We start from the raw sequence: 25,884 nt of genomic DNA, 5'->3' as shown, positions 1-25,884 counted from the left end.
TGAACATTCTTCCATCAACTCTTGGTCTTAAACGAAACTAACCCAGAGAGTGAGTAACGATGGCAACAATTAAGATTTTATATCAAAACAAAGCCCCCACTTTCACAAAAATGAAAATAGGGGCGTTTATATTTTAGGCAAAACCTAATACCCGACTAAGCTCCACAAGAATCGCAATCTGGATCGTCGATCGAGCAGTTTTGTCCTTCTACATTGTACTCTTCCGATACACTACCATTCTGATGGGCAGACGCTGAGGCGGTAGTAGCTACTAAATCCGCCTGCCCATTAATCTTTCCCTTGCTTTCCTCCTGATACTTTTTCTCTACGGTAAACTGGATAGCCTTGGCAGCTGCCTTGGTGCGTAGGTAATAAGTACCGGTTTTTAAGCCCTTTTTCCAGGCGTAAAAGTGCATAGAAGTAAGCTTACCAAAAGTAGGGTTTTCCATATGAATGTTCAAGCTCTGACTTTGACAGATAAAAGCACCACGGTCGGCTGCCATATCTACAACATCCTTTTGTTTGATTTCCCACACAGTTTTATAAATATCTTTCAGGTTTTGTGGAATCTCTGGAATGTTTTGTACCGAACCATTGGCTGCCTTGATACGGTTTTCCATATCTCCGCCCCATAAGTTCAACTCTACCAAATCGTTCAGCAGGTGCTTGTTTACTACCACAAACTCGCCCGAAAGTACACGACGCGTATAAATGTTAGAAGTATAAGGTTCAAAACACTCATTGTTGCCCAAAATCTGCGAGGTAGAAGCAGTAGGCATAGGTGCCAACAATAGCGAGTTGCGTGCTCCGTGTTTTTTCACGTCTTTGCGTAAGGCTTGCCAATCCCAACGACCCGATTCTGGTTTCACGCCCCACATATCAAACTGAAAAATACCCTCAGAAACAGGTGAACCTTTATAGCTTTCATACGCCCCCTCTTTTTGAGCAAGCTCCATAGAGGCAGTCATAGAGGCAAAATAAATGGTCTCGAAAATATCTTTGTTCAAGCCTTTAGCTTCCTCAGAGTCAAACGGCATACGCAACATCATAAACGTGTCGGCAAGTCCTTGTACTCCAATGCCAATTGGGCGGTGACGCAAGTTAGAATTTTCGGCTTCTTTTACCGGATAATAGTTAATGTCAATGATGCGGTTCAGGTTGCGGGTTACTACCTGAGTTACTTCATATAGTTTTTGGTGGTCAAACTTGCCATCTATCACAAACTTAGGCAGGGCAATAGAAGCCAGGTTACACACAGCTACCTCGTCTTTGCTGGTGTATTCCATAATCTCGGTACACAAGTTACTGCTCTTGATCGTTCCCAGGTTTTTCTGGTTCGACTTTTCGTTGGCAGCATCTTTATACAACATATAAGGCGTACCCGTTTCAATTTGTGATTCAAGAATTTTAAACCATAAATCTTGCGCTTTGATCACCTTGCGTGCTCTGCCCTCAAGCTCATATTGTTCGTATAATTTTTCAAATTCTTCTCCGTAAACTTCGTGCAGGCCGGGAGCTTCATTGGGGCAAAACAATGACCAGGTGTCGTCGTTTTCTACGCGTTTCATAAACAAGTCAGACAACCACATGGCATAAAACAAGTCGCGGGCTCTTAACTCTTCTTTTCCGTGGTTCTTTTTCAAGTCTAAAAACTCGAAAATATCGGCGTGCCAGGGTTCCAGGTAAATCGCAAAAGCCCCTTTACGCTTTCCACCGCCTTGGTCTACATAACGAGCCGTGTCGTTAAAAACCTTCAACATAGGAATCACTCCGTTAGAGGTGCCATTGGTGCCCTTGATATAAGAGCCCGTAGCGCGCACATTATGAATAGAGAGGCCAATGCCTCCCGCCGATTGCGAGATTTTGGCGCACTGTTTCAAGGTATCATAAATGCCCTCAATGCTATCGTCTTGCATAGTAAGCAAGAAACAGCTGCTCAGTTGAGGCTTGGGAGTACCTGCATTAAACAAAGTAGGGGTGGCATGGGTAAACCACTTGCCCGACAACAGTTCATACGTTTCCAGTACTTTGTCTACATCTTCGCCATGAATGCCTACTGCCACCCTCATGAGCATGTGCTGAGGGCGCTCCACTACTTGACCATCCATTTTTAGCAAATAAGAACGCTCCAGGGTTTTAAACCCAAAGTAGTCGTAGTTGTAGTCACGGTCATAGATAATAGAGGAATCCAGCACAGCGGCATTTTTTTGAATTGCTGCGTGGGTTTCGTCTGAGATAAGCCCGGCTTTTTCTCCAGTTTTTGGGTCGATATATTCATAAAGTTCTTTCATAGTTTTTGAAAAAACTTTAGAAGTAGTTTTATGAAGGTTAGAAATAGCTATGCGAGCTGCCAAAATCGCATAATCAGGGTGCTTAATTGCCATAGTAGCGGCGGTTTCAGCGGCCAGGTTATCCAACTCTATCGTAGTCACTCCATCATAAATTCCAGTGATTACTTTTTTGGCTACCTCTACCGGCTGCACATAGTCGCGCGCCAGGCTATATGACAACTTCTCAATACGTGCCGTAATTTTATCAAATCTTACAGACTCGCGTCTGCCATCGCGTTTAATTACTTGCATATGTTCGCCTCTTTATTTGGGTATATCGGTTTAAAAATCTTTTATAAGTTACGATTAAAAAGCTAAATTCACAAGCAAAAGCTCCCTTTCGCTAAAGTAACATTAGCAGAATTATCTGATAACTATCTAGTTTTCAGTATGAAAAAAACATCAAAAAAATGTGAATTTTACATCAGTTCTTCCCGTCGGTTTTTACAAACATCGAGAATATTATTTGGTATAATCAGGAGAGTACATACTAACTAATTGGTTATTAGTCAGTTATTTTTACAATCAACATAACTAGCTGATAATGAGAATTATATATTTGAGTATCTGGTTCTTTTATTGAATGCTTACCTGTGTACCTTTGCTTGTATATTTAACAATCGCTCTCCCCATCTTTGCAAATTTGAAGGTCACATTTTGTAAGTATTGAGAATGATTTTATGTGTGCATCAACAGATGTGCTTAAGAAATCTCAGTATTCAAAAACTACTCCAGAAGTCTAAAGCTATCCATTTGAGCAAACCATTCTCAGGTTGTTTTCAAACTAAACTTAAACTTACAAAAAAGCCCTTGTAACCGACAAGTTTTCGTAATTTTTTTCGATGTTAAAACTTAACATTTAAAGCCCGAATAAACGTATTTTTCCACGCAAAAGGCAGCGAATTGCCTGATAGCCAAAGCATATCTCATGAGGTGAAGTGAGAAAGGAGATGGTCATAAAAAAATAACTTGTTTTTTTAAAAAAAATAGGGGGTTCACGGATTGACCCAACCAAAAAAAGCTTCGCTAAATTTTCTCTTTTTCTTAAGTTGACTTTTTACCAACAAAAAAAAATATAAAGCCCCTGTACCTCCACTGATTTTAGCAGGTAGAGGCAAGTAAGGTAAAGTCATGGTTTTTCACAAATATGCTACTAGAGTTTTTTAACTACACGCTTTTGGCGTAATAAAAATTTACGCAGTTTTGTTTTCGGAACACAAATAAGTAGATTTTGAGCGTTAAAACACTCAAACAAACGCTACCAAAATAGTATACACTTTGATATGAAACAGTTGAACATGAAAAAACAAACTATACTCAGATTCCCGCTTGGAGGAGTATTATGGCTGCTGCTGATGCTTTGCGCCCCTGTATGCGCTCAAGACAATATAGGCACCGTAAACTTTGACCAGGACAGCTTGGCAAAGAAATCTTATTGTGTTGCGGGCGACTGCCCTTATTATACCATCCAGATTAATTACCCCAAGTTTTTGGAAAATAATTATCCAGTGTTGGCTAAATCACTGAATAAAAAGGTGAAAAACCTGCTTTATGGGCACGTGCAATCATTTTTAGAAAAGGTACAAAAAGCCTACAAAGCTCAACCTGAACAATATAGCAAGAGTGCTTCTACCCTTTTGGGTAATTTTGAGATGAAGAGTAGCCAGGACAATCTGCTATCATTCAAAATTATTGTGCAAGAGGTAGTCCCTTTGATCGCGGGTTACCCGAAAAAACACGAGCATACTTTCAATTATGATATTATACAAGGCAGTGAGTTGGGAGATGGTGAGGTAAGTGTAAACGAGGTAAAACAACGCAAACAACATTTGGCAAAACGTCGCGAAAACCTAATAAAATTGTGTAAGAGGTATCGCCTTGACCGTGATGACTTTAAACGCTGGAACGGGGTGGCAGCCAACAATAAAATTTACGCCAACCAGTACTACTATGTAACACCACCCATTGTGCGCGCAAAGTACCTGGCTCAGGAAGGCGACGGGCTTTTTCAGATTTGTCGTAAATTTGAGATTCACGTTACCGAGTTTATGCGCTGGAATCAACTTGAGAAAGATGCCCGCCTTTTGGTAGAGAAAGCTTATTATGTAAGCCCACCACCCGCCACCCAAATCGTAGAAAAACCTCAGGTAGCGGTAGTAAATGACATCAAAGAAAAAGAAGAAGTAAAAGAAGTTCAAAAGGTAAAAACCTACAAGGCTAAAAGAGGTGATACTGTATCGGAGATTTGTGCAAAGTTTAATATTTCTGCTGCAGATTTTCGCCGTTGGAACCGTTTGGGACGCAGGTCAAAAATTTATGCAGGAAAAACCTATTATGTACAAAAACCTGTACAAACCATTGCCCAAAGCAAAAATGGTCAGTACAAGGTGCGCCGTGGCGACACAGTTTCAGAGATTTGTGTAAAGTTTGGCATCAACAGTGCTGATTTTCGTCGATGGAATAAGCTTCAACGAAAAGACAAAATTTATGCAGGAAAAACCTATTACATAACTGCTCCTAAAGGCACAAGCGCTCCTACTAAAAAGGATAAACTCAAAAAAAATGATGAAATTGTAGTTACTTATATTGCCAAAACCGGCGATACGGTTGCCTTGGTTTGTAAGAAGCACAAAATTACTGAAGCCCAGTTTCGTCGCTGGAACAAGCTCCGAAGAAATACGCGCTTAAAGGCTGGCAAGACATATTATGTGTTTAGCCCTGAGGATTAAATATTTATCTGATCACACCACCACCCTCATCTGGCACGATGGGGGCTGGTGTAATTACTGAAAGTTTGCTTAAGGGCTATTCTTCATTGATGCCTGCCTGAGGCAATCCCACCTTCTCCCCTCCTTATTTTTTGGTACCCCAAATATACTGAACCATCATTACAAAGAGCGAGTTATCAAACCTAACTTTCAGGTTGTATGAGGCAAAATGAAGAATTTTGTTTAATAACTTCAATTATGTTAACCATAGAGTTATATTTTAAGCAAAATTACAATTCATGGGGCTTGTTTTTTTCGATTCTGACTATATTGGAAATCATTTTTGAACTTACCCTTGGCGGTAGGTATATTACTAAAAAAACAAATCAACTATATGACTATCAACGGAAAAGTAGTATTTCAACATTTAGGACCTGGTTTTTGGGGTATCATAGGCAACGATGATAAAAAATGGCGTCCTACCAATATGCCTAAAGCACTTCAAGTAGAGGGGCTCAAAGTAACAATAGAAGCAGAAGAGTCTGCCCAGCAAATGTCGGTGTTTATGTGGGGAACCGGCATCGAGATCAAGAGTTATGAAGTAGTGAGTTAAGCATAAAAAAATCAGGCATTTGATGTTGCACCAAATGCCTGATCCATTGCTTAAAGATATTACAGATAATCGTTGTTTGCTTTTATCTCAATTATTGATAACCTATCAGCTAATTTTCTCTTGTTTCGTTTTCCATTTTGCCCAAGGCATACAGGTCACCTTCTGACTTAGGTACACCTCCCATTTTTTCCAGGGTTACGGCAAAAGCCTGGGCATTGGGTACCAGTTTGAGCTTCTGCAAATGGCCAGATTTTTTACCCATATCAAACACCCCAGCATCTACTGTGTTTTTACCATCAATGTACCACAACTGATACTGTTTATTTTTAGGAGGTTCGGGTAATTTACTCGCGTCTATGTACACATATTTGGTTTTGGTATCCCAATAAATTTTTGCCGAACAAGACGGTGCGCCATCTACTGAGGCAAGTTTTACCGAGGCAATGGCGGGGCTTTTCAAAATAGCCAACTCCTCTTTTACCTGGTCTAAAACCTGACTCTGCTTAGTAGTTTGAGTTTTGAGGGTGTTAGCCATCATTTGCTTATCCAGCAGTGCCACGTTCAAATTATCTTTTGTTTGTTGCCACTGGCTATAAAAATATATGTTGGCGCTAAAACTAGCCACGAGCAATACAAAGGATGCTGCCACCATATAAGTTTTGAAAGGGAACAGTTGCCTAGAGGGTGCCTCCTGAATATTGGCTATTTCTTTCTCTATAGCAAAGTTGTCATCATCTGTTTCTTCTTCATCTGCCAACTGATCAAGTTTGCTCAATACCTTGTCACGAATGTCGGCAGGGGGTTCTTCAGCAAAATCAAGCACATACGCCAACAGCGCGTGTTTGTTTGCTTCTATCTCTTGCTGTATTTCAGGATACTCTTGTGCCAAACGCTCTATTTCAGCGTTTTCTTCGGGCGTAGTTGCTCCTAAAACGTAGTTTTCTATGATCCCCGACGATATGTAAGCTTGTATGTCCAAGTTGTCGTTAAGTTAATTTTCTCAATTCCTGAATAGCCATTCTCACCCTGGTTTTGAGAGTACCCAAGGGTAACTCTAAGGCTTCGGCAGCCTCTGAGTGAGTATAGCCTTTAAAATAAATGTAGTCGATGGCTTCTTGATACTCTGGCTTTAGCTGTGCCACGCCCTTGTCAACTCCAATAAAATCAATTTTTGATTTATTCCCCCGGCTTGCCGCAGCTACGGCAGCTCCTTTGTCTATGTCCAGCACACTCGCTTGCTGCTTGTATGCTTTCGAGCGGGTCTTGTCAATTGCCGTGTTACGGGCAATATTCAGTATCCAGGTAAACAGCGTGCCTTTGGTAGTATCATAACTCTGGATTTTTTTCCAGATTTTCACAAAACTATCCTGTAACACATCCTGCGCCACCTCTTCTACTTTTACAATTTTCAAAATTACACCATATAGTGCTCCAGAATAGCGATCGTACAGCAGGGCAAAACCTTTCCTGTCTTTGCTTTTCAGCAACCTGACCAGCTCTTCTTCATTGGTAGATATATTTGTATTTGCAGATAACAATGTTATGTATTTAAAACAGGTTTATACCCCCAGGTTATCTCCCTATAATCGAGATGTTTCAACGAGTATCAGAACTTTTTAAGCTTTTCAAATATACAACAAACTTCCTGATATAATGTTTTTTAATTTTGAAAACCACCTACAAAAAATGTAGAACGGTGATGGTTGAATTATTGTCCAATGTAACCGTATGTTATTAAAACAAATTCGTATCTTATGCACAAGATTTTGTAATACCTACGAACCTCTACCCCCATCTGGATTTATAACATTAACTTATGGCTACTACGTCTACCACCCAAACCCCTTCTATATTTCCTTTGTTACTGGTCAATTTTATTGGCACTTTGGGCTACAGCATTATCTTACCCTTTTTAGTATTTTTAGTGACCCGGTTTGGCGGCAATGCCATTATATATGGAGTATTAGGGGCTGTTTATCCTACTTTCCAACTTGTAGGAGCCCCTATACTAGGCAGGTGGTCTGATACGCACGGGCGACGCAAAATTTTACTGCTCAGTCAGGCAGGTACACTCTTTTCGTGGGTTATATTTTTAGTTGCACTGCTCATTCCTATTCAAGCTTTGGCAAAGTTCAACTCTGGCACCTTTGGGCTATTTACCATTACCATTCCTTTGTTGGTATTGTTTGTGGCAAGAGCGCTCGACGGACTCACCGGAGGCAATGTATCGGTGGCCAATGCCTACCTTGCCGATATCTCCAACGACACCAATAGAAAGGCTAATTTTGGTAAACTATCTGCTTCGGCAAACCTGGGATTTATTGTTGGTCCTTTGCTGGCAGGCACGCTGGGGACCACTTCTTTTGGCGAAATTATTCCGGTATTGGCAGCTATAGCCATTTCATTTGTCGCAGTATTTGTTATCTATAAATACTTGCCTGAGTCTAAGTGTACCGCCATAGATAGTCACATTCAAAAAGAAGGGCTCGAAAAAATACTTTCGCAAGCACATAAAGATTGTTATGAGGTAGAAAACCCTCAAAAAGTGCGCTTTAAAGATGTAATCAAAATACCCCACCTACCTTACATGTTTTTATTATATTTCCTTATCTTTTTAGGTTTCAATATTTTTTATACTGCTTTTCCTATTCACGCCATTGCCAAAGATGGGCTTGGCTGGAGTATTATGAATTTAGGTATCTTTTTTTCTATTTTAGGCGGGCTAATGGTAGCAGTACAAGGTCCCCTGCTTAGCTATTTGTCCAAAAAGCTATCAGACGAAGTATTGACTATAGCAGGTAGCTTTATTTTGATTTTTCATTTTATCCTGCTCAGTACTGGTCATTTATGGTTGGTATATATTTCTACAGTCTTTTTTGCTTTGGGCAATGGGCTGATGTGGGCTTCTTTTTTGTCTATTTTAGCAAAAATACCCCCACCACACTACCAAGGCTATGTACAAGGCATTGCCAACAGCTTTGGGAGTCTTGCCAGTATCATGGGGCTTATTATAGGTGGCATTATTTACAGCTCTTTAGGCAGTTATACTTTTTTGCTTGCTGCCGGTATTATTTTCATTGTTTTCTTGGCTTGTTTGCCTATGTTGCGGTTTACATATCACCAAAAAAATTAAATGAACACCACCAAAAACAACACGCCATACCTTGAACAGTTCAAGCAAAGCATGCATCAATACAGCCCAATCAGCAATGAAAGTTTTGAACAAATACAAGGTTTAACTCGCCTGCAACACATAAAAAAAGGAGCATACCTTGTGCCGGTAAACCAAGTAGCAAAAAAAATGTATTTTGTTTGTAAGGGCATCCTGGTTTCGCAGTTTTTGACCAACGACGGGCACGCACATATCAAAAATTTTTTCCTCGAAAATAGCTTTGCTGCTTCCACGGTTTCTTTGCTTCAACAAACCCCTTCAATGTTTGACATTTGGGCATTGGAAGACACTGTTTTGCTAGAATTTGACCATGGTCAATACAAACAGTTGGTGCATCGTATCCCTGAGCTCAGTCGTTTTCATATTGCTTATTTGGAACAAAGCTGGGTAATAAAAAATGAGCAACGCCAGATTGCCTTTGCTACTCAGACCTCTGCCGAACGTTATCGTGCTTTTTTGACCGAATACCCCACGCTCGACAAACGTGTGCCCCAACTACATATAGCTTCTTATTTGGGCATTACCCCTACTCAGCTGAGCCGCCTCAGAAAAGACCTGCAGGGCGCTGTCAACACCAAGTAACGGTTTTTACAAGTGATTTGGAATTAATATTTAGCGCAACTGGGCAACTTGAGTTATTTAACAAAAATATAATGCTTTTGACAACAAAATCACACGTTTTTAGTTATGCATTGCTGAGTAAAGTATCAACAAACTCTCATTTTTAAATTATTAAGTACAAATTTCAATCAGTAAAATAAAAAGTTTAGCTCAAAGCGAAATTTCGCAAATGTTAAGTTTTTGAAATCTGTTTTTTTTATATATATTCGCTAGTCTATTTTATGCGAAATATTTAGCTCTTTGGGTTGCTAAACAAGCATATAAAACCCCAAAGAGATATTAACAAACTTGAATTAGAAAAATAAATACATATCAGTAGTAATCTTCAAACAATCACATATATATATGTCAAATTTTGCTGAACTTACCATTGACGGTAAAACTTATAAACTCCCTGTGTATGAAGGAAGTGAAGGAGAAAAATCAGTTGATATTACCAAATTACGTGCACAAACGGGCTTGGTAACGCTTGATTCAGGATTTAAAAACACTGGAGCAACCACCAGTGGTATTACATTTCTTAATGGTGAAGCAGGAGTATTGCGTTATCGTGGATACGCCATTGAAGATTTGGCTGAACATGCCAGCTTTTTGGAAGTAGCCTACCTTTTGATATACGGAAACTTACCTAACCCTGAAGAGCTCAACCATTTTACTTCAGAAATTACCCGCCGAACCCTTGTAAACGAAGGTGTAAAGAAAATTTTCGCCGGTTTCCCGGTAAATGCCCACCCTATGGGGGTAATGGCCTCGCTTGCTTCTTCATTGGCTTCATTTTATCCAGAGTCTATTGATCCACACCGTACTCCAGACCTGGTAAACCTTACCATTATTCGTTTGCTTGCCAAGTTCCCAACTTTAGCAGCCTGGTCTTACAAAAACTCTAATGGCCACCCGGTAAACTACCCACGCAACAAGTTAAACTATGTGCAAAACTTCATGCAGATGATGTTTGCCTTGCCTACTTATGAGTATGAGATTGATCCTGATGTAGAAGAAGCCCTTAACAAGCTATTGATCTTGCACGCCGATCACGAACAAAACTGCTCTACTTCTGCAGTACGCCTGGTAGGTTCATCACAAGCCAGCTTGTACTCTTCTGTTTCGGCAGGTATCAGCGCTTTGTGGGGACCTTTGCATGGAGGTGCCAACCAACAAGTGATTGAAATGTTGGATAAAATCCATCAAGATGGTGGTGATGTGAAAAAATACATCGAAAAAGCTAAAGACAAAAACGATACTTTCCGTTTGATGGGTTTTGGACACCGGGTATACAAAAACTTTGACCCACGTGCCCGAATCATCAAAAAGTCTTGCGATAAGGTGTTGAACAAGTTAGGTATTAAAGACCCCACCTTAGAAATTGCCAAGAAACTAGAAGAAACTGCCTTAAATGACGATTACTTCGTAGAAAGAAAACTATATCCTAATGTTGATTTCTACTCTGGTATTATCTATCGTGCGTTAGGTTTCCCAATTGATATGTTTACAGTAATGTTTACTTTGGGTCGCCTGCCAGGTTGGATTGCTCAATGGAAAGAAATGCGTGAAGCACAACAACCCATTAGCCGTCCCCGTCAGATTTATACTGGGTCTACAGCGCGTGACTTTGTAAAACTAGAAGACAGAGGTAGTGCCACTGACTTGATCAACATTGCCCGCATCAAGCGCAGAAAGTAAATAGATTCAAAATTTACATACATATATCAAAAAAAGGTGAGACGTTAAAATATCTCACCTTTTTTAATTTATAAATATCTATGAATGATCAATCCAACATTGGTGAGAGTTCTAACTCCTCGATAATGGTCATAAACTCACCCAAAATCATTGCAGTAGCTCCCCATACCGTATTGCCTTCAATGTTATAATAAGGTAATTGTACTTTGGTTCCCTGCCACATTACTTCTTTTATTTCTCGTTTGGCATCACCCAACATGCTCAACAAATCTACCAACAACATACGATCCACTTCGCGGGGGCTGGGTACAAAGCGAGGTTCATGAGGAATGGCTGCTACAATGGGATACACCAAAAAATTGCTGGGGGGAATGTATAGCTTACTCAGTCTGCCCAACACCTGGGCGCGGCTTACTTCTACACCTATTTCCTCGAGGGTTTCGCGCAAGGCGGTAGCTATAAAGTCTTCATCTTCGGGGTCTTGTTTGCCCCCCGGAAAAGCTACTTGCCCGCTATGTACTCCTTCATACTTGGGGCGAACAATCAAAGGAAAATGAATTTTTTGTTTTTCGTCAGGATACAACAAAATGAGCACGCAACCTACACGAGTAGCAGCGTTGGTTTGGTAGGGGTCTTTTTTATCTTTTGGAAAACGTTCGGGAGGCGCCATTCTAGCCTGGGCGGTTATACCTGGCAACTCTGAAGCCAGTCGGGTTTTAAGTTGTGATTGTAATTTTGGGTAAACATCTTTTGACATAACTTTTCAGACTTCTTTCCAATAATACCTCATGAGAATATTCCTATTAATAAAAGCCTACAAATTAGGCATAATATAGGTGTAGGCAGTATTACAATAATACAAAATTATCCTGCAATATCTAAACACTTAACTTGCTAATTCTAAATAAAGTACAATGCAGAGCGTGTTATTAGTACTTTATCTATATTTAGTTATATTTTGTGCATTTATTTTTTTTACAGCTACACCTCTATGTTCTAAAATAGCAACGTTGAATAGCAACGCTTTTTTTTGTATCATTGCCGCCATTGCTGTTTGTTTCATTACGTGTAGGCAGCGATTGGGTTCCAAACAACCCCTATATAAAGTATTCTCCTAACAATTTATACTAGGATTAAAGTGATTTTAGGATTTACAGGATTAGCTGAAGCTGAGCACAGCAAAGCTGTAGCTTTGGTTGATTAATGTTGGTATTCAGACAATTAGTCAAAATCCATCCTCAAAACCATTTTTGTTTAAGTATATTACCCTTTTTTAGACAACAATGAAGGTATCATCTCTTATTATATTATTTGTGTTGCTGGTAGGTATATTTTTTTCTATCGGGTACTGTACCCGTAAACGTCCTAACAAAGTGACTAAAAAACCATCTATGAAAGATAAAAAAAATACTACTCATAAAAAAAGCGAAACAAGCCTGGAAACGGCCTCGACAAACAGTACCCCCAGTGATTCTGTACTACCCTTTAAAGTACAGCAAATGACTTATGACCGGGTAAAGCTGGCTTATCGCAAAAAGCTGGCTATAGTCAAAGGTTTGCTCAAGCAACAAGATATTCAAACACTTGACATTGAGCTTTTTATCAGGGCTGTAAAACTAGAGCGGGAAGTAGAAGTTTGGGCAAGGCAAAAAGGTACAAAGCCCTTTAAACTTGTAAGAACTTATAAATTTTGTGAGTCATCGGGCGAACTGGGTCCCAAACGCAAAGATGGTGATAAGCAAATTCCAGAAGGTTTTTACCATATCAACCGCTTTAACCCAGTCAGCAAATTTCATTTATCGCTGGGGCTTAATTACCCTAACCGCTCCGACAAAGTACTGGGAGACACTACCGGGCTAGGGGGCGATATTTTTCTGCACGGCGACTGTGTAACCGTGGGGTGTATTCCCATTACTGATAACAACATCCGCGAACTGTATGTATTTGCAGTAGAAGCAAAAGCCCGTGGTCAAAAAAAAATCCCAGTCAATATATTTCCTGCCCGTCTTGACAACGCCGGGTTTGATAAGCTCAAAGAACAATACAAAGCACAAGAAAACTTGGTGGAGTTTTGGGCAAGCCTGAAAAAAGGTTATGAATACTTCGAAAACACTAAGGAGCTTCCCACTATTATTTTTGCAAAAAGCGGCAAGTACATAGTCAAAACGAAGTAATTTTTTAGAGCAGCAAGCCTATTTATCAAGGTTGCGCAACCAATCAATATGAAAAAAAACAGCCTGCCCCACAATGTGATCTTGCTGGGGTTTGTATCATTGTTTTCCGATATTTCCAGCCAAATGGTGTACCCTTTGCTTGCCCCTTTTCTCAAAAGTTTAGGAGCTACTGTGGTGCTCATAGGGTTGATAGAGGGCATTGCAGAAACCACTGCGGCTTTGTGTAAAACATTTGCCGGAAGGCTGTCTGACTTGTGGCAAAAGCGTAAAATATTTGTATTATTGGGCTATGGCTTATCCAACCTGTCCAAACCCTTCTTGTATGGGGCAAGCGTGTGGTCACATGTATTAGGGGTACGCTTTGCCGATCGGGTAGGAAAAGCAGTCCGTAACCCTCCTCGTGATGCCTTGATTGCAGGTTCGGTAGATAAAACCCAACGAGGCAAAGCATTTGGCTGGCATTTAGCTCTTGACCGCACCGGAGCTCTGCTTGGGCCACTCATTGCCTTACTCATTCTTAGTTTATCGCTCAACAACATGCGCCTGGTATTTCTGCTTTCAATAGTGCCAGGTGTTATTGCCATAGGGCTGGTTTTTTGGGTAAAAGAGGTAAAAATTCATCAGCCCAAACAGCCCGCCCAAAAACAAACAAGGGCTTTGTTAGGCAATCGCAGTTTTATGCTTTTCTGGATCGCTTGTATGCTGTTTACTCTGGGTAACTCTTCCAATGCTTTCCTCATTCTTAAGGCACAAGAGGTGCACTTTTCTACCACTGCTATAGTATTACTCTGGACACTTTACAACCTTGTATGCACGTTGGCGGCTCCTGTATTGGGCAATTTGTCGGACAAGGTAGGACGCAAACCCCTTATTGCTTTATCGTTTCTGTATTACGCCGGGCTATATGCCTTATTTGCTTTTGCTCAGGCGCAATGGATGATTTGGACACTCTTTGGGGCTTACGGCATTTATTATGGCTTATCTAAAGGCATTTTTAAAGCCTATATCGCCGATCTGGTACCCGATCACCTTCGGGCTACCGCCTATGGCTTGTTCAATACCGGGCTGGGCATAGCTTTGTTGCCAGCCTCGCTACTGATGGGGGCTATATGGACACAATGGAGTAGTCAATGGGCATTTTTGGTGTCGGCTTGTTTTAGCTTATTAGGTTGTAGCATCTTTTTGGTAGGCTATAAAGGTGACAATGAGTATACCTTGTGGACTGGTTGATTGTACAAATCCGATAAAAACTTCATGCCACCTCAATTATTGCAATGCATCACTTTTTTTTATTACTTGAAGGGGCAGTTAAAATCAACAACGCAGGCAACAAAAACAAGTCAGAAATTACTGCCATTAACAAGGTAATGCTTACAAGTAACCCCAGGTAAAATGTTCCCAAAAACGATGACATTGCCAAAATAAGAAACCCTCCACACAACACCAATGAGGTAAGTACAATGGCTTTTCCTGCCGAAAAATAGGTAGACTTGATGGCATACAACAAGCTGGTGCCTTTGTTCAACTCAATGCGCAATTTGCTCAAAAAATGAATCGTATCATCTACAGCTATGCCAAAAGCAATGGTAAATACTATAGTGGTAGACAGTTTAAGGCTAAGCCCGGCATACCCCATAATGCCAGCAATGACTAGTAGGGGTAATATATTGGCAATGAGGCTTACCAACACAAATTTGAATGATTTATACAAAAAACCAATGATGCTACCAATGACCACAAAAGCAATGAGAAGGCTTTGCCAAAGGTTATAAAACAAGTTGTTGTTGTTTTTGTCCATTAACACTACCGATCCAGTAATTTTATACTTTAACCAACTTTTGCTGGGGTGTTGTTCCATAAACTGCACCATTTGGGCACTCATTGCTTTAAAACGCTTACTGCCTACATCTTGCATACGGCTATGAATCCGCGCTTCTTTTTGACTAGGCTGCATAATGGTTTGCACCGAGCCCAACTTACGGTGTTTATATAACACTTTGATAATTTGGGCAAAACGGTCTTGATCTTTGGGCAGGCTATAGGCACTTTGGCTATTGCCGCTCAACGAACGGTGGGCGTTTTTGACCAAGGCAAGTGGTGACCAAATATGCCCTAGTTTAAATATTTTTTGGGCTTGTTGCTCTATTTCTTCCAAAGTCTTCAATACTTCAAAGTCGAGCATTTTTTTAGCCGAATCGGTAATCTCAAGGGCAATTTCAAAGGGGCGGGTACCTGAATATTCTTGCTCAAAAAACTGAAAATCTCTTTTGATGGGGCTATCACTGCTGAGGTCTTCCATCATATAAGAGTTTTCCTCTATACGTATTAGCCCGGCTATACTTACCAATGCCATCGCACAGGTAATGCCTACTATAGTTTTTGGATAACGGTATACCCAGTGCAACCAGCCCTGCAAGGTACGCTTCCAAAAACGGTAGCTTCGTTGGTTATGGGTAGACTTAGGGGCTTTCATCAATACCAACACCGCAGGCAACAAAGTATAAGTAAGCAAAAAAGACAAAAACAAGCCCACAGTACAATACACCCCAAACTCTACAATGGCCATTACATTGGCACTGGCAAGCGACATAAAACCCACACCAGTAGTAAGGGTGGTAAGAAAAGTGGCGAGTCCAATTTGATAATAGGCGGTTTTGATGGCTTCCATTTTGGTAGCACCTCTGCGCAATTCTTCTAAATATTTGGAAAGCAAGTGTATTACATTAGACAAACCAATGACTAACAAAATGGTAGGCATGGCGTTCAGTATCAAATCCATGGCTTTGTTGGTTTCTGTCATAATACCCAACGTGCCCACAATAGATGCTGCCACTACAGCCAACGGCAACAATACCCCCCACACCGACCTAAAGGTAAGCACCAATACTACTAAAATAAGGAGGAAAGAAGATCCCACAAACAATATCACTTCTTTACGCAACAATTTCACATAAAATGATTGACCAATGCACCTGCCCGCCAGGTGATACCTTTCAAACTGGGCATTTGCCACCAGGCGCTTGATTTCTTGTGCCAGCACAAAACAATCTTTTTGAGGCAACAAGCCGGTATGACGTACATATACATTGACTGATTGGCCGTTTTTGGCAAAATAATGATGGACTAACTCAGGGGTTTGATAAATCCGGATTGAATCGGCTTTGTAGTATTGAGGTTTTTGGTAATGCAAATACGGGCGTTTGACGGGAGCTCCCATCATAGGAGCACGCTGGTAAGAAAACACATTGGTAGGTGAGGTCACCGTTTGTACATGCCTTACTTTTTTAAGCGAATCGGTCAATGCTTTTACTTTGGTAAGAAAAGATAGTTCAAAAATCCCTGTACTGTTTACAATGCCAATCAACACAAAGTCGTTGGCATTGCCATACTTTGCCCGATGCTTCATATAGTAATCCGCATCAGGATCATTGACTGGATAAAAAGCTTCAAAATCATAATTAAACTTAAGAGAAATGGCACGATACCCCAAATAACCACAGACAATGGCTACCAGGGTAAGTGTAATAATACTCGCCCTGCGATAATCCTTTATAATAATCTTCAAAACAATTCTAAGTATATGATGTCCAATGTTTCCTGTAATACAAATGTAACCGAAATTTATTCTTGATCATTCAGGGCAAGCTTTTTTCTTAGTCCAAAACAGGGCTTGGCAACTCAAAGTTTTCTCCCTCGATTTGGTCGCTTATTCAGTAAACTAAAAAGGCAACCTCAAAAGGCTGCCCCATACTATGCAATGCACTATTTTAGCGCACTATTTTTTCGATAATTTCAGAATCTTAAACTCAATACGTCGGTTTTTAGCCCGTCCTTCTTCTGTATCGTTGGTGGCGGCCGGTTTGCTGTCGCCATACCCCTTGTATACCAAACGAGAGGCATCAACCCCGTGCGATACCAAGTAATCGCGTACCGAGTTGGCACGTTGTTGTGAAAGCTCTCTATTACGGGCTTTATCGCCAATATTGTCGGTATGCCCTGATATTTCGCCACTAATTTCCGGGTTTTCTTTGAGAAACTTCACCAGGTTGTCTAACTCTACTTTAGACTTGTCTTTCAAGGCGTATTTATTGTATTCAAAAAACACATTATTTAAAGTAAAAACCACACCGGCTCCAATCGGGTCGAGTGGAATATTGATTTCAAGCGGTTTTGATCTTTGCCTTTAGCGTAGTTAAACTTCATACTTTTAAATGCATACCCTTTACGCTTCACCTCCAATGCATATTCTGCCCCGTTGTTGAGCACAATCAGGTATGAACCGTTTTGAGGGTCAGAACTTACCGAGGTTTGCAACTGAGCCGTGTTTACATCCTTAAGCTCAATGGTTGCCTGTAGTTTTTTCTTGGTTTTGGCATCGTATACATAGCCTTGCACATAATTACTGGTAATCTTAGGTTTAATTTGGTCAGGCATGTCAAACGTGGCAAGCTTGCTTGTAGCCATACGTCCATTCACTACCTCTTCCTGGGTATAATATCCTTTTTTACCATCGGTGGTAATAAACAGCCCTACCTGATCGCGATAGTCGTTGATAGGGTACCCCAGATTTTTAGATTTTTCTTTGGCAAGCGAAAACAAGTCAACCGAAAACAAGTCTTTGCCCCCATACCCCTGGTGCCCTTCAGAGCTAAAGTAAAGGGTACGCCCATTGACGTGAATAAAAGGCGAAACTTCGTCGCGCGGGGTGTTTACTCTTTCATCGAGGTTTTTGGCAGGTTGCCACTTACCATCTTCACCCATTTTGCTTACCCATATATCTATACCACCTTTTCCTCCACCACGCTTCGAGGCAAAATACAAGGTTTTACCATCTGCTGATAAAGAAGGTTGCGACTCCCAGGCACGCGTATTTATATTAGGCCCCAGGTTTTTTGGCTCGCTCCACTTGCCCCCTACCTTCACCGAGATAAACAAGTCACAAATACCAATCACTCCTCGTCGGGTGCCTCGGCGTCGGTTTTCGCATACAGTATATACCAACACTTTTCCATCTGCCGAAATACTACAGGTACCTTCGTTATCTATAGTATTAATTTTATCAGAAATAGATTCAGGGGTTGTCCATTGTCCATTCTTTTTGTAGCTCACATACATACTTTCGTCAGGAGCCACCCTACGGCTGGGCTGATTTTTTACGCCAGTAAAAATCAAGGTATTTTGATCGGCAGTCAATACCGGAAAGTACTGGTAATAAAGTGTATTCAAAGGAGGGGTCAATGGAGTAGGACGAAAAGGCAAGGGGGTTTGCATCCCTTTGGCAGCATAGTCGCAGGTGGCAATAATATCTTGCGCTTTTTTGTTCATCCGCGGCGATTTTATTTTGGCATCAAGGTAACGACTTACCGAAGCACGGGCAAGGTCATACTTCCCGTTTTTTAGATGTTGCTCACCCAAGGTCACGTTCAAATGAATATACCTTTTATTGCCAGGATCAGCGGTAACTATCTGCTGGTAGTGGTTCATTACTTTTTCGCCGGCGCCTGGCTCATTAAAAAAAATACGGGTATATAATGATGCTAACTGGTAATGCGCCTCCAGAAATTTAGGATCTTTTTTTACTGCCTTCTCCAGGTAGGCTAGTCCTTCGTCGTACTTTCGTCGTTTGAGGTTTTCTCTGGCTTTTTGATAATATTTAATTGCTTTTTTGTTTTTAGTAGAATATTGCGCCTGGGTTTGGTTGGGCAATGTTATAGTAAAGAATGCTGCCAACAAAAACAGCATAAAGGCTTGGGTATTTTGCTTCATTATCAATCAAGTTATTTTATTCAAAATACAAAGTATAAAATTATAAATCAAACGTGGGTGCCCCACATGTACTCTCTTCTTTTTTAAACATACGATATAGTTACGACACCCCCCCTAAAATCGTATAATAAAGCGAGATTAAAGTTTTTGCTCTCAGTTCGAGTCATGAGTTGTTTGTTGATCCAATAATTCAGCGAAAACGACCCGCCCTTTATATATGCAAAAAGGCTTTGCAGCAACCACCACAAAACCTTTTTGTATATTTCAGTTTTCACAAACTTGCTGCTTGTCATCTATCCTTTGCAGCTATTAATCACTATGATGAATGCGTTTGTACAACTTTTGTTTATTTGTACACCTTCTTTTGAGCTGCCAACAAAGTGTTTTGCAACAGTGAGGTAACCGTCATAGGTCCTACTCCACCTGGCACGGGTGTTATATAACTACTCTTTTCTGCTACTTCGGCAAAATTTACATCGCCCGATAGTCTAAACCCCTTCTTGCGTGAAGCATCGGGCACGCGGGTAGTGCCAACATCTATCACAATGGCTCCTTCTTTTACCATATCGGCTTTTACAAACGCCGGAATACCCATGGCTGCTACCAATATATCGGCTTGTTTGGTAAATTGCGCTACATTGGGGGTACGACTATGGCATACCGTAACAGTACAGTTACCTACGTCTGACTTTTGCGAAAGCAAAATACTCAATGGTCGACCTACCAATTGGCTTCTGCCCAATACCACGCAATGCTTGCCCGAAGTATCGATCTGGTAACGCTCAAGCAAGGTTAAGATCCCTTGCGGGGTAGCAGATACATAGGCGGGCAAGTTTTTGGCCACTCTTCCAATGTTTATCGGGTGCAAACCATCTACATCCTTCTCAGGGGCAATATGTTCTACTATTTTGGTTTCGCTAATATGCTTAGGCACGGGAAATTGTACAATAAAACCATCAATTTCTGGGTTTTGGTTCAAGTCTTCTACCACTTTTAACAGTTCATCTTCACTAATGGTGTCGTCATAACGCAAAAGAGTAGACTCAAAGCCTACTCTTTCACAGGCCTTTACTTTATGCCCCACATACGTCTCGCTGGCGCCATCATTGCCCACCAACACTGCTGCCAGATGAGGTGCTTTGCCTCCATTGGCTTTTATTTTTTCTACTTCCTGAGCTATCTCTTTTTGAATGTCTAAGGCAGTTTGCTTGCCGTCAATTTTTATCATGCGTATAGTTTATTTGTCAGTAAAATGAATCTTAGGAATGGTGTAAAAATAAAGTTCTATAGTAAAGCCAAAATATTTTGTTGGCAGGAGAGGCAAAAAAACGCGTCATAGCAGTGCTACGGCAAGTTTTTTTAACGAATTCTGTCAGCGAAAGATGACGTTAAAAATGTGAATTTATTTTTGAACAATTCCTTAGCCATGTTTTGAGCAAATATGCTATAAAATATCCGTTTTTTCATTGCCCCAATTCAGAGAAATGTTAGCTTTTAACACAAACCCCATCAACTAACAAAGGGCATAACGCTACAATTTAACTTTACAAAGTTCAAATGGAATTTTTTCAGGGGTTGTTAAAACCGCCAGACTTTTGGCATAAAGACCAAAAAAAAACTGTTTGGTTACCAACCAAACAGTTTTCTTTAGACAGTGAATTGAAGAAACTATGGAAAATAGTTATTCTTAAGTATTTTCAGTGATCTTTCATAAATAATTTGAACCATTAAAGTGTATCTATTGCCCTCATTCTTCGGGAAAGCACAATTAAATGAACGCTCCCCATTCTTCTCAAAAAAAGCTTCATAGCTTCAGCTATACACCGTTTTTTTTGAATCGTCTGAGAACAATATATTTTCTTGAATTGACACATCTTATTTTTCCAGATCACTTAATGATCAAATCAATCATTTGAATGCTGTTATTTACGAGCTTTCTCTTGCCAAAAGATACATGTTTTCACCTACTTTTGGCACTTGTGTAATAAAACAATAGAGTTTTGTAACACCCCTTGGCAACTGCGACAATTCCAGACAGTTGCTTTACTCAACAATAGCCCGTGGGTATCCTGAAGAAGTTCGTGTTTTATCAAAATATTCGTACTATATTTGATCAACTGTCTCAATGTTTTTGCTTTCTTGGAAGTACATTTCAGCTAATTAAGGCTTTATTTCATTATTCAAGGACAAATTATGAAACATAAACAAGCTAATAATGCTTATACATATTCCATAAAGCGCTATTGTGTAAATAGTTAAATGAAAAAACGCTTGTCTTAAATTGAATTCTTAATTTTGTATGTTGGCAAGCCGTTTGTTTAACACTTGCTTAACACAGATCAAAAAGAGCGTGTATACTAATATTGTGGTTGACTAAAAGAGTGAATGTCATTTTTTAATCACTTGTGTAGTATATAAAAAGTTTGAGGAATGGACAAAAACAGCTTTCAACCATTCCTCAGGAATGGTGTAAAAATAAAGTTCTATAGTAACGCCAAAATATTTTGTTGGCAGGAGAGGCAGGGCAATATCCAGTGGATGTTGAGCCAGCCCTGCGGGACGGCGTCATAGCAGTGCTACGGCAAATTTTTTTAACGAATTCTGTCAGCGAAAGATGACGTTAAAAATGTGAATTTATTTTGGTACTATTCCTAAGTTAAATTTTATTCAAATTAAACCCAGAAAAGAATGTCTATTTGGTTGGCTTTAGTTGTTATCCTGCTTGCGTTCTATGTAATGACAGAAATTGTAGACCGCCACTTTATTAAAAGTTTGGATAATATTGCCGAATGGATGAAGTTACCGCCCAGTGTGGCTGGTGCTACGCTCCTTGCATTAGGCACCAGTGCACCCGAAATATCCACAGCACTTTTTGCTTTGTTTCTTGAGGGAGCCAACCCTGCTACTGGTGTAGGTACCATTGTAGGTTCGGCTATTTTCCAAATACTGGTAGTGATCGGCTTTGCGGCAGTAGTAAAAACATCTTACCTCAATTGGCGCCCTGTAATGCGAGACAGCATTTTTTATGCGTTTTCGGTAGGCTTACTCATCTTATTTGTTGCTGATAACAAGTTTACCCTTATAGAAGGAATAGCATTTGTGTGCAGTTACTTTCTTTACCTATTTGTGCTGTTTTTGTGGACCAAATACGTAAATGAAGAAGCTACCACACCTAAAAACGGTTTTGAAACCCCAGCCGGAAGCGCCCGTGCCGAGTTCGAAGGTGCTGCTCATCATTTAGACACCCCACGCCCCATAGAAGCCATAGAAAAAGACATGGAAGACGAAACTCGTCGTAATCCTTTTAAAATATTGCAAAAAACCCTCGGTTATCCGGTAGAGTTTCTTATGAACCTGATACCCGACCCCGAAGAAAAACCTCGCTGGACAATTCCGGTTTTCTTACTATCACTGGTTATTATTGCTGGGGCTTCTTATTTTTTGGTCGTAGCCGCCGAAGCACTCGCCAAAGCCATGGATATTCCCCCTGCCATTATTGCCCTTACTATACTCGCGGGTGGTAGCTCTATTCCTGAAATGATTTCGTCAGCGATTGTTGCCAAGCAAGGGAGAGGAGATATGGCCATTGCCAATGCCATTGGTAGCAACATTTTTGATATTCTAATGAGCCTTGGTTTACCCGTGTTGATTTATATTTTGATCAAAGGTCAGCCCCTTACCGACTTGGGAGGAGCCAACATTACTTCTTCTATCATTTTGTTGTTTACTACGCTGATAGTAGTAGTCTTACTTCTATTTGTACAAAAATTTAAAGCCACTCGCCCCTTTGGTTTATTTCTTATCTTTTTGTATTTAATATATGTAGTGGCTGCCTATATGGGTTGGATTGGCGGCTAAATGTTTGCCTGATCGTACACCCCAAAAAAAGCCCTTGCTCTTTATGTAAAGAGCAAGGGCTTTTTTAGTTATTTGAAATCTCCCTAAACAAGCAGTTTACTTCAGGTCTTTTATGATCCTTATGCCTACGTGCCTGGTGGCTGTTTTTACTTTTTGGCTGCCTTCATCAGCATAATCATAAGCACTGTAACCATAGGTAGCCAAACGGTTGGCTTTGGTATAATACTCGGCAGCATTCCCGCCCAAATCGTAGATGGTAGCCTTGCCTACTTTAGTACCTTTAAAGCTACCTGCCTTCATAAATAAAGAAGTCCTTAGTTTGGCTATTTTTTGTTTAAGCCCTGGTACATCATCAATAGTGACTTTGTAGCCCGCCCAATAATTGAGTGAGTTTTCTTTGGCAGCGAGTGTACGTGCTTGCGTGTGCAAAGCCTTGCCTTCTTTTTCGTTAGGTAGTCGAAACTTCTCACCTGTTTTGCTTGCCAGCCAAACTACATACTCCTTAGCTTTAACAATACCTATGCCCGTGACCGGATGATTGGCTTCAGTCACCAAAAACTTATGTTGAGTGTCAAAAGCCCGATATTGGGCATTGGTTACCTCAAAACGTCCTATGGCTATAGAGTCTTTTTTGATAACAGCTACCTCTGGGGTGAGCGCTCCATTTTTCATTACTCCATACACTCCCCCCTGATTGGCTGCTTTTTCTTTGATCAATAACATGGCCAGTGGGCTTTTGGTATTAAATGACTCGTTGGGCTTTTCATAAGTTTTAAACAAATACTTATCAAACCAGGCTTGCTCTTCTTTTACCTTGCGAATTTGATGAGTAAGCTTTTGTAAACCGTGGGGTTGTCCCGGAAACCATAAAAAACGCACTTTTGCTTTGCCTACTTGCTGCAAAGCCCGGTAGTACTCCCACCCCTGGTCACGAGGCACTGCCCTGTCTTTGCTCCCGTGAAATATCAAGGTAGGTGTTTTCACTTTTTCCAGCTCAAACAAAGGCGACTTAAGAATATACGCCTCATTGTAAGTTTTACCATTTCGATCGTCCCAGGGGGCTCCGCCAAAATAACTTTGGTCAAATGTTACCCCAAAACGGCAAGTACCATAGTCAGACGTCCAGTTTACATCCCCTGCTCCGGCTGCGGCTACTTTAAACATATCAGGGTAGCGCACTGTAAGCATGGTAGTTAAAATGGCTCCATTTGACCAACCCATCACCCCCATTTTGTTTTTATCTATCAAGCCTTGGTTGGCCAAAAAATCAATTCCTTTGGTAATATCTACCATCTCCAGGTCGTAATAGTTTTTTTTAATAGACTCTACAAACTTTTGCCCGTGATTGCTTGAGCCGTGGTAGTTGGGCTTAAACACAAATGCCCCTTTTTGGGTAAACAACTGCACCGGGTACGCCCAACGGAAACTCCAGGCATCGCGATCGGTACTGGCGGGGCCTCCGTGAATGGCTACCACTAAGGGGTACTTTTTCCCTTTTGCATAGTCCTGAGGGTAATACAAAATACCATCGACCTCTTCGTTGTTGTAGCCTTTCCATTTGATTACCTCACTTTTGCTGGTTTTCTTCTTTTTCCAACTTTCATTCAAGGTAATCAATTCCTTGCCTGCCGTAATGCTTACCTTACGTTTTTGCACTAGCTCGCCTATACGGTACTGCAGCGGCACCGAAGCCGTAGAGTAAAGGTAAATCACTTGCTTTTTATCTGCCGACAAAGCCCACACGGCCACATGGTCGGTCATATCACCCAAGGCTACCATTTGCTTTGTCCAACGATTGCCTTGTTTTTTCATCAATGCCAACTTATTGGTAGGACCATTGGCCAGGTACACCAATACATCGTTGCCTACTACATTCAAGCCATAGCTTAAGTCCCACTTCCAGTCTACCGAAATGTTGACTACTTGTGGGTTTTTCACTGTCATGTAGTGCAACTTAGTGACTCCAGCCCCTCCCCATTCAGGGTCAGAAGATTTGGTAGAGGTAAAATAAAAACCTTGGTTATCTTCCGAAAACTCAAAGTTACCAGGCCCCTGATAAGTATCTTTTAAGACCGCTGTTTTTGTACCTGTTTTTAAGTTCCAGATGTAATAAGCGGGGCGCGGCTTGCCATCAGAGGCATAATGCAACGACCGTAAATGAGCGGTGACCATCCATTGCCCATTCTTTGATACTGCCAATGACATAGTAGGGTAACGATTGTCGGTTTGACGCTCTATTTGTTTCGTTTTCAGGTTAAACGAAAATACCCTGGTGGCTTTCATGTGCTCGGTATCTTCTACCACTACCACATTGTCTTTTTCTTTTTTGAGCTGTTGCTCATAATAACTTGCTCCTTCACTACTTACAAAAAACAAAGTATGTTGATTGCGTAAATGAATATTTGAGATGCTATTTTTAAAAGTGTGTACCTTGTAGGGTGCTCCTCCATACGTACTCATTGCCCAAAGCGCTTTACCCTTGGCTCTTGACGATAAAAAGTAAATAGTTTCGCTGTCTGCCGAAAAAACGGGACTGTAGTCTGAGTCCTTGCTCCTGGTTAGGCGAATAGTTTTATACCTACCTTTTTTGTTAGTCATGTCCAAACGGGTAAGGTATAAATCACTGATAAAGCGATCTTTTTTCTTGTCAGGACGACGCTTGGCCCATACGACCATTTTGCCATTGGGCGAAAACCTAAATCCATCTCCAGATACCTGATTGATGACATCTTCGGGTTTCCAATCACCCTTTTGGGCTTGTGCCAATGCACTCAGGCAAACCAGGCACACCAACAAATAAATATTTTTCATATAAATGGTTATTTTAAACTTTAGCCGCCAAAATACTGAAAAGTTTTTGTTTTGACTGCTCCTCTATTCCAATTCAGCATCATCACCTCTTTCTATCACCTGATTAGTTTTATCTATCACTCCCATTTATTCCAATAGTTAAAATATCAAC

Annotated in this window: 18 protein-coding genes; 8 read left to right on the top strand and 10 right to left on the bottom strand. The window is 40.7% G+C overall.

All coding sequences use genetic code 11. The features are described from left to right. Window positions 1-155: 155 nt before the first annotated feature. Window positions 156-2,582, bottom strand: coding sequence for a ribonucleoside-diphosphate reductase subunit alpha (locus M23134_RS06120; protein ID WP_002694622.1), 2,427 nt, complete (start codon window positions 2,580-2,582; stop codon window positions 156-158). Between the two features lie 1,031 nt (window positions 2,583-3,613). On the opposite strand from M23134_RS06120, the gene M23134_RS06115 reads away from it, so the two are divergent. Both M23134_RS06115 and M23134_RS06110 read left to right on the top strand, forming a co-directional pair. Continuing rightward, on the top strand, window positions 3,614-5,059 hold the full coding sequence (locus tag M23134_RS06115; RefSeq protein ID WP_002694620.1) for a LysM peptidoglycan-binding domain-containing protein: 1,446 nt from the start codon (window positions 3,614-3,616) through the stop codon (window positions 5,057-5,059). Between the two features lie 373 nt (window positions 5,060-5,432). Next, on the top strand, window positions 5,433-5,651 hold the full coding sequence (locus tag M23134_RS06110; protein WP_045113080.1) for a hypothetical protein: 219 nt from the start codon (window positions 5,433-5,435) through the stop codon (window positions 5,649-5,651). A 109-nt stretch (window positions 5,652-5,760) separates the two neighbouring features. Here M23134_RS06110 and M23134_RS06105 read toward each other — a convergent pair whose 3' ends face one another. Both M23134_RS06105 and M23134_RS06100 read right to left on the bottom strand, forming a co-directional pair. After that, the gene (locus M23134_RS06105) at window positions 5,761-6,630 is read right to left on the bottom strand and encodes an anti-sigma factor (protein ID WP_002694618.1); all 870 of its coding nucleotides are present in this window, start codon (window positions 6,628-6,630) and stop codon (window positions 5,761-5,763) included. A gap of 7 nt (window positions 6,631-6,637) precedes the next feature. Further along, window positions 6,638-7,189 (bottom strand): RNA polymerase sigma factor, encoded by a 552-nt coding sequence (locus M23134_RS06100; RefSeq protein WP_002694616.1) that lies wholly within the window; start codon window positions 7,187-7,189, stop codon window positions 6,638-6,640. 278 nt (window positions 7,190-7,467) lie between these two features. Between M23134_RS06100 and M23134_RS06095 the strand changes: the two genes are divergently transcribed. From M23134_RS06095 to M23134_RS06085, 3 genes are all read left to right on the top strand, one after another. Further along, window positions 7,468-8,784, top strand: a complete 1,317-nt coding sequence (locus M23134_RS06095; RefSeq protein WP_002694615.1) for an MFS transporter — start codon at window positions 7,468-7,470, stop codon at window positions 8,782-8,784. Beyond that, window positions 8,785-9,405 carry a Crp/Fnr family transcriptional regulator gene (locus M23134_RS06090; RefSeq protein WP_002694614.1) on the top strand — a complete coding sequence of 207 codons (621 nt, stop codon included), beginning with the start codon at window positions 8,785-8,787 and terminating at the stop codon, window positions 9,403-9,405. It begins immediately after the preceding gene. Window positions 9,406-9,789: 384 nt separating this feature from the next. Next, complete coding sequence (locus M23134_RS06085; protein WP_002694613.1) at window positions 9,790-11,124, top strand: citrate synthase; 1,335 nt, start codon at window positions 9,790-9,792, stop codon at window positions 11,122-11,124. 88 nt (window positions 11,125-11,212) lie between these two features. Here M23134_RS06085 and M23134_RS06080 read toward each other — a convergent pair whose 3' ends face one another. Further along, window positions 11,213-11,881, bottom strand: a complete 669-nt coding sequence (locus tag M23134_RS06080) for an NUDIX hydrolase (protein ID WP_002694612.1) — start codon at window positions 11,879-11,881, stop codon at window positions 11,213-11,215. A 180-nt stretch (window positions 11,882-12,061) separates the two neighbouring features. Continuing rightward, a complete protein-coding gene (locus tag M23134_RS42450) occupies window positions 12,062-12,187 on the bottom strand; it encodes a hypothetical protein (RefSeq protein WP_002694611.1) in 126 nt (41 codons plus the stop codon). A 220-nt stretch (window positions 12,188-12,407) separates the two neighbouring features. Between M23134_RS42450 and M23134_RS06075 the strand changes: the two genes are divergently transcribed. Both M23134_RS06075 and M23134_RS06070 read left to right on the top strand, forming a co-directional pair. Continuing rightward, window positions 12,408-13,298, top strand: coding sequence for a L,D-transpeptidase family protein (locus tag M23134_RS06075; RefSeq protein WP_002694610.1), 891 nt, complete (start codon window positions 12,408-12,410; stop codon window positions 13,296-13,298). 48 nt (window positions 13,299-13,346) lie between these two features. Next, window positions 13,347-14,528 carry an MFS transporter gene (locus tag M23134_RS06070; RefSeq protein WP_002694609.1) on the top strand — a complete coding sequence of 394 codons (1,182 nt, stop codon included), beginning with the start codon at window positions 13,347-13,349 and terminating at the stop codon, window positions 14,526-14,528. Between the two features lie 49 nt (window positions 14,529-14,577). On the opposite strand, the gene M23134_RS06065 is transcribed toward M23134_RS06070, so the two are convergent. From M23134_RS06065 to folD, 4 genes are all read right to left on the bottom strand, one after another. Then, on the bottom strand, window positions 14,578-16,863 hold the full coding sequence (locus M23134_RS06065; RefSeq protein ID WP_002694608.1) for an efflux RND transporter permease subunit: 2,286 nt from the start codon (window positions 16,861-16,863) through the stop codon (window positions 14,578-14,580). A gap of 210 nt (window positions 16,864-17,073) precedes the next feature. Then, entirely contained in the window at window positions 17,074-17,403 is a 330-nt protein-coding gene (locus M23134_RS40430) for an OmpA family protein (protein WP_157558360.1), read from the bottom strand. Between the two features lie 5 nt (window positions 17,404-17,408). Next, window positions 17,409-19,064: a PD40 domain-containing protein gene (locus M23134_RS06060; RefSeq protein WP_002694606.1), complete on the bottom strand. Its 1,656-nt coding sequence runs from the start codon at window positions 19,062-19,064 to the stop codon at window positions 17,409-17,411. A gap of 346 nt (window positions 19,065-19,410) precedes the next feature. Beyond that, window positions 19,411-20,292 (bottom strand): bifunctional methylenetetrahydrofolate dehydrogenase/methenyltetrahydrofolate cyclohydrolase FolD, encoded by an 882-nt coding sequence (folD, locus tag M23134_RS06050; RefSeq protein WP_002694605.1) that lies wholly within the window; start codon window positions 20,290-20,292, stop codon window positions 19,411-19,413. Between the two features lie 1,460 nt (window positions 20,293-21,752). Between folD and M23134_RS06045 the strand changes: the two genes are divergently transcribed. Continuing rightward, entirely contained in the window at window positions 21,753-22,922 is a 1,170-nt protein-coding gene (locus M23134_RS06045; protein ID WP_002694603.1) for a calcium/sodium antiporter, read from the top strand. A gap of 96 nt (window positions 22,923-23,018) precedes the next feature. Here M23134_RS06045 and M23134_RS06040 read toward each other — a convergent pair whose 3' ends face one another. After that, on the bottom strand, window positions 23,019-25,733 hold the full coding sequence (locus tag M23134_RS06040; protein ID WP_002694602.1) for a S9 family peptidase: 2,715 nt from the start codon (window positions 25,731-25,733) through the stop codon (window positions 23,019-23,021). Window positions 25,734-25,884: the final 151 nt, after the last annotated feature.

Source organism: Microscilla marina ATCC 23134 (genome assembly GCF_000169175.1).
Classification (GTDB): domain Bacteria; phylum Bacteroidota; class Bacteroidia; order Cytophagales; family Microscillaceae; genus Microscilla; species Microscilla marina.
Note: the sequence above shows the minus strand (reverse complement) of the source record. Positions and strands in the feature narration are given on the sequence as shown.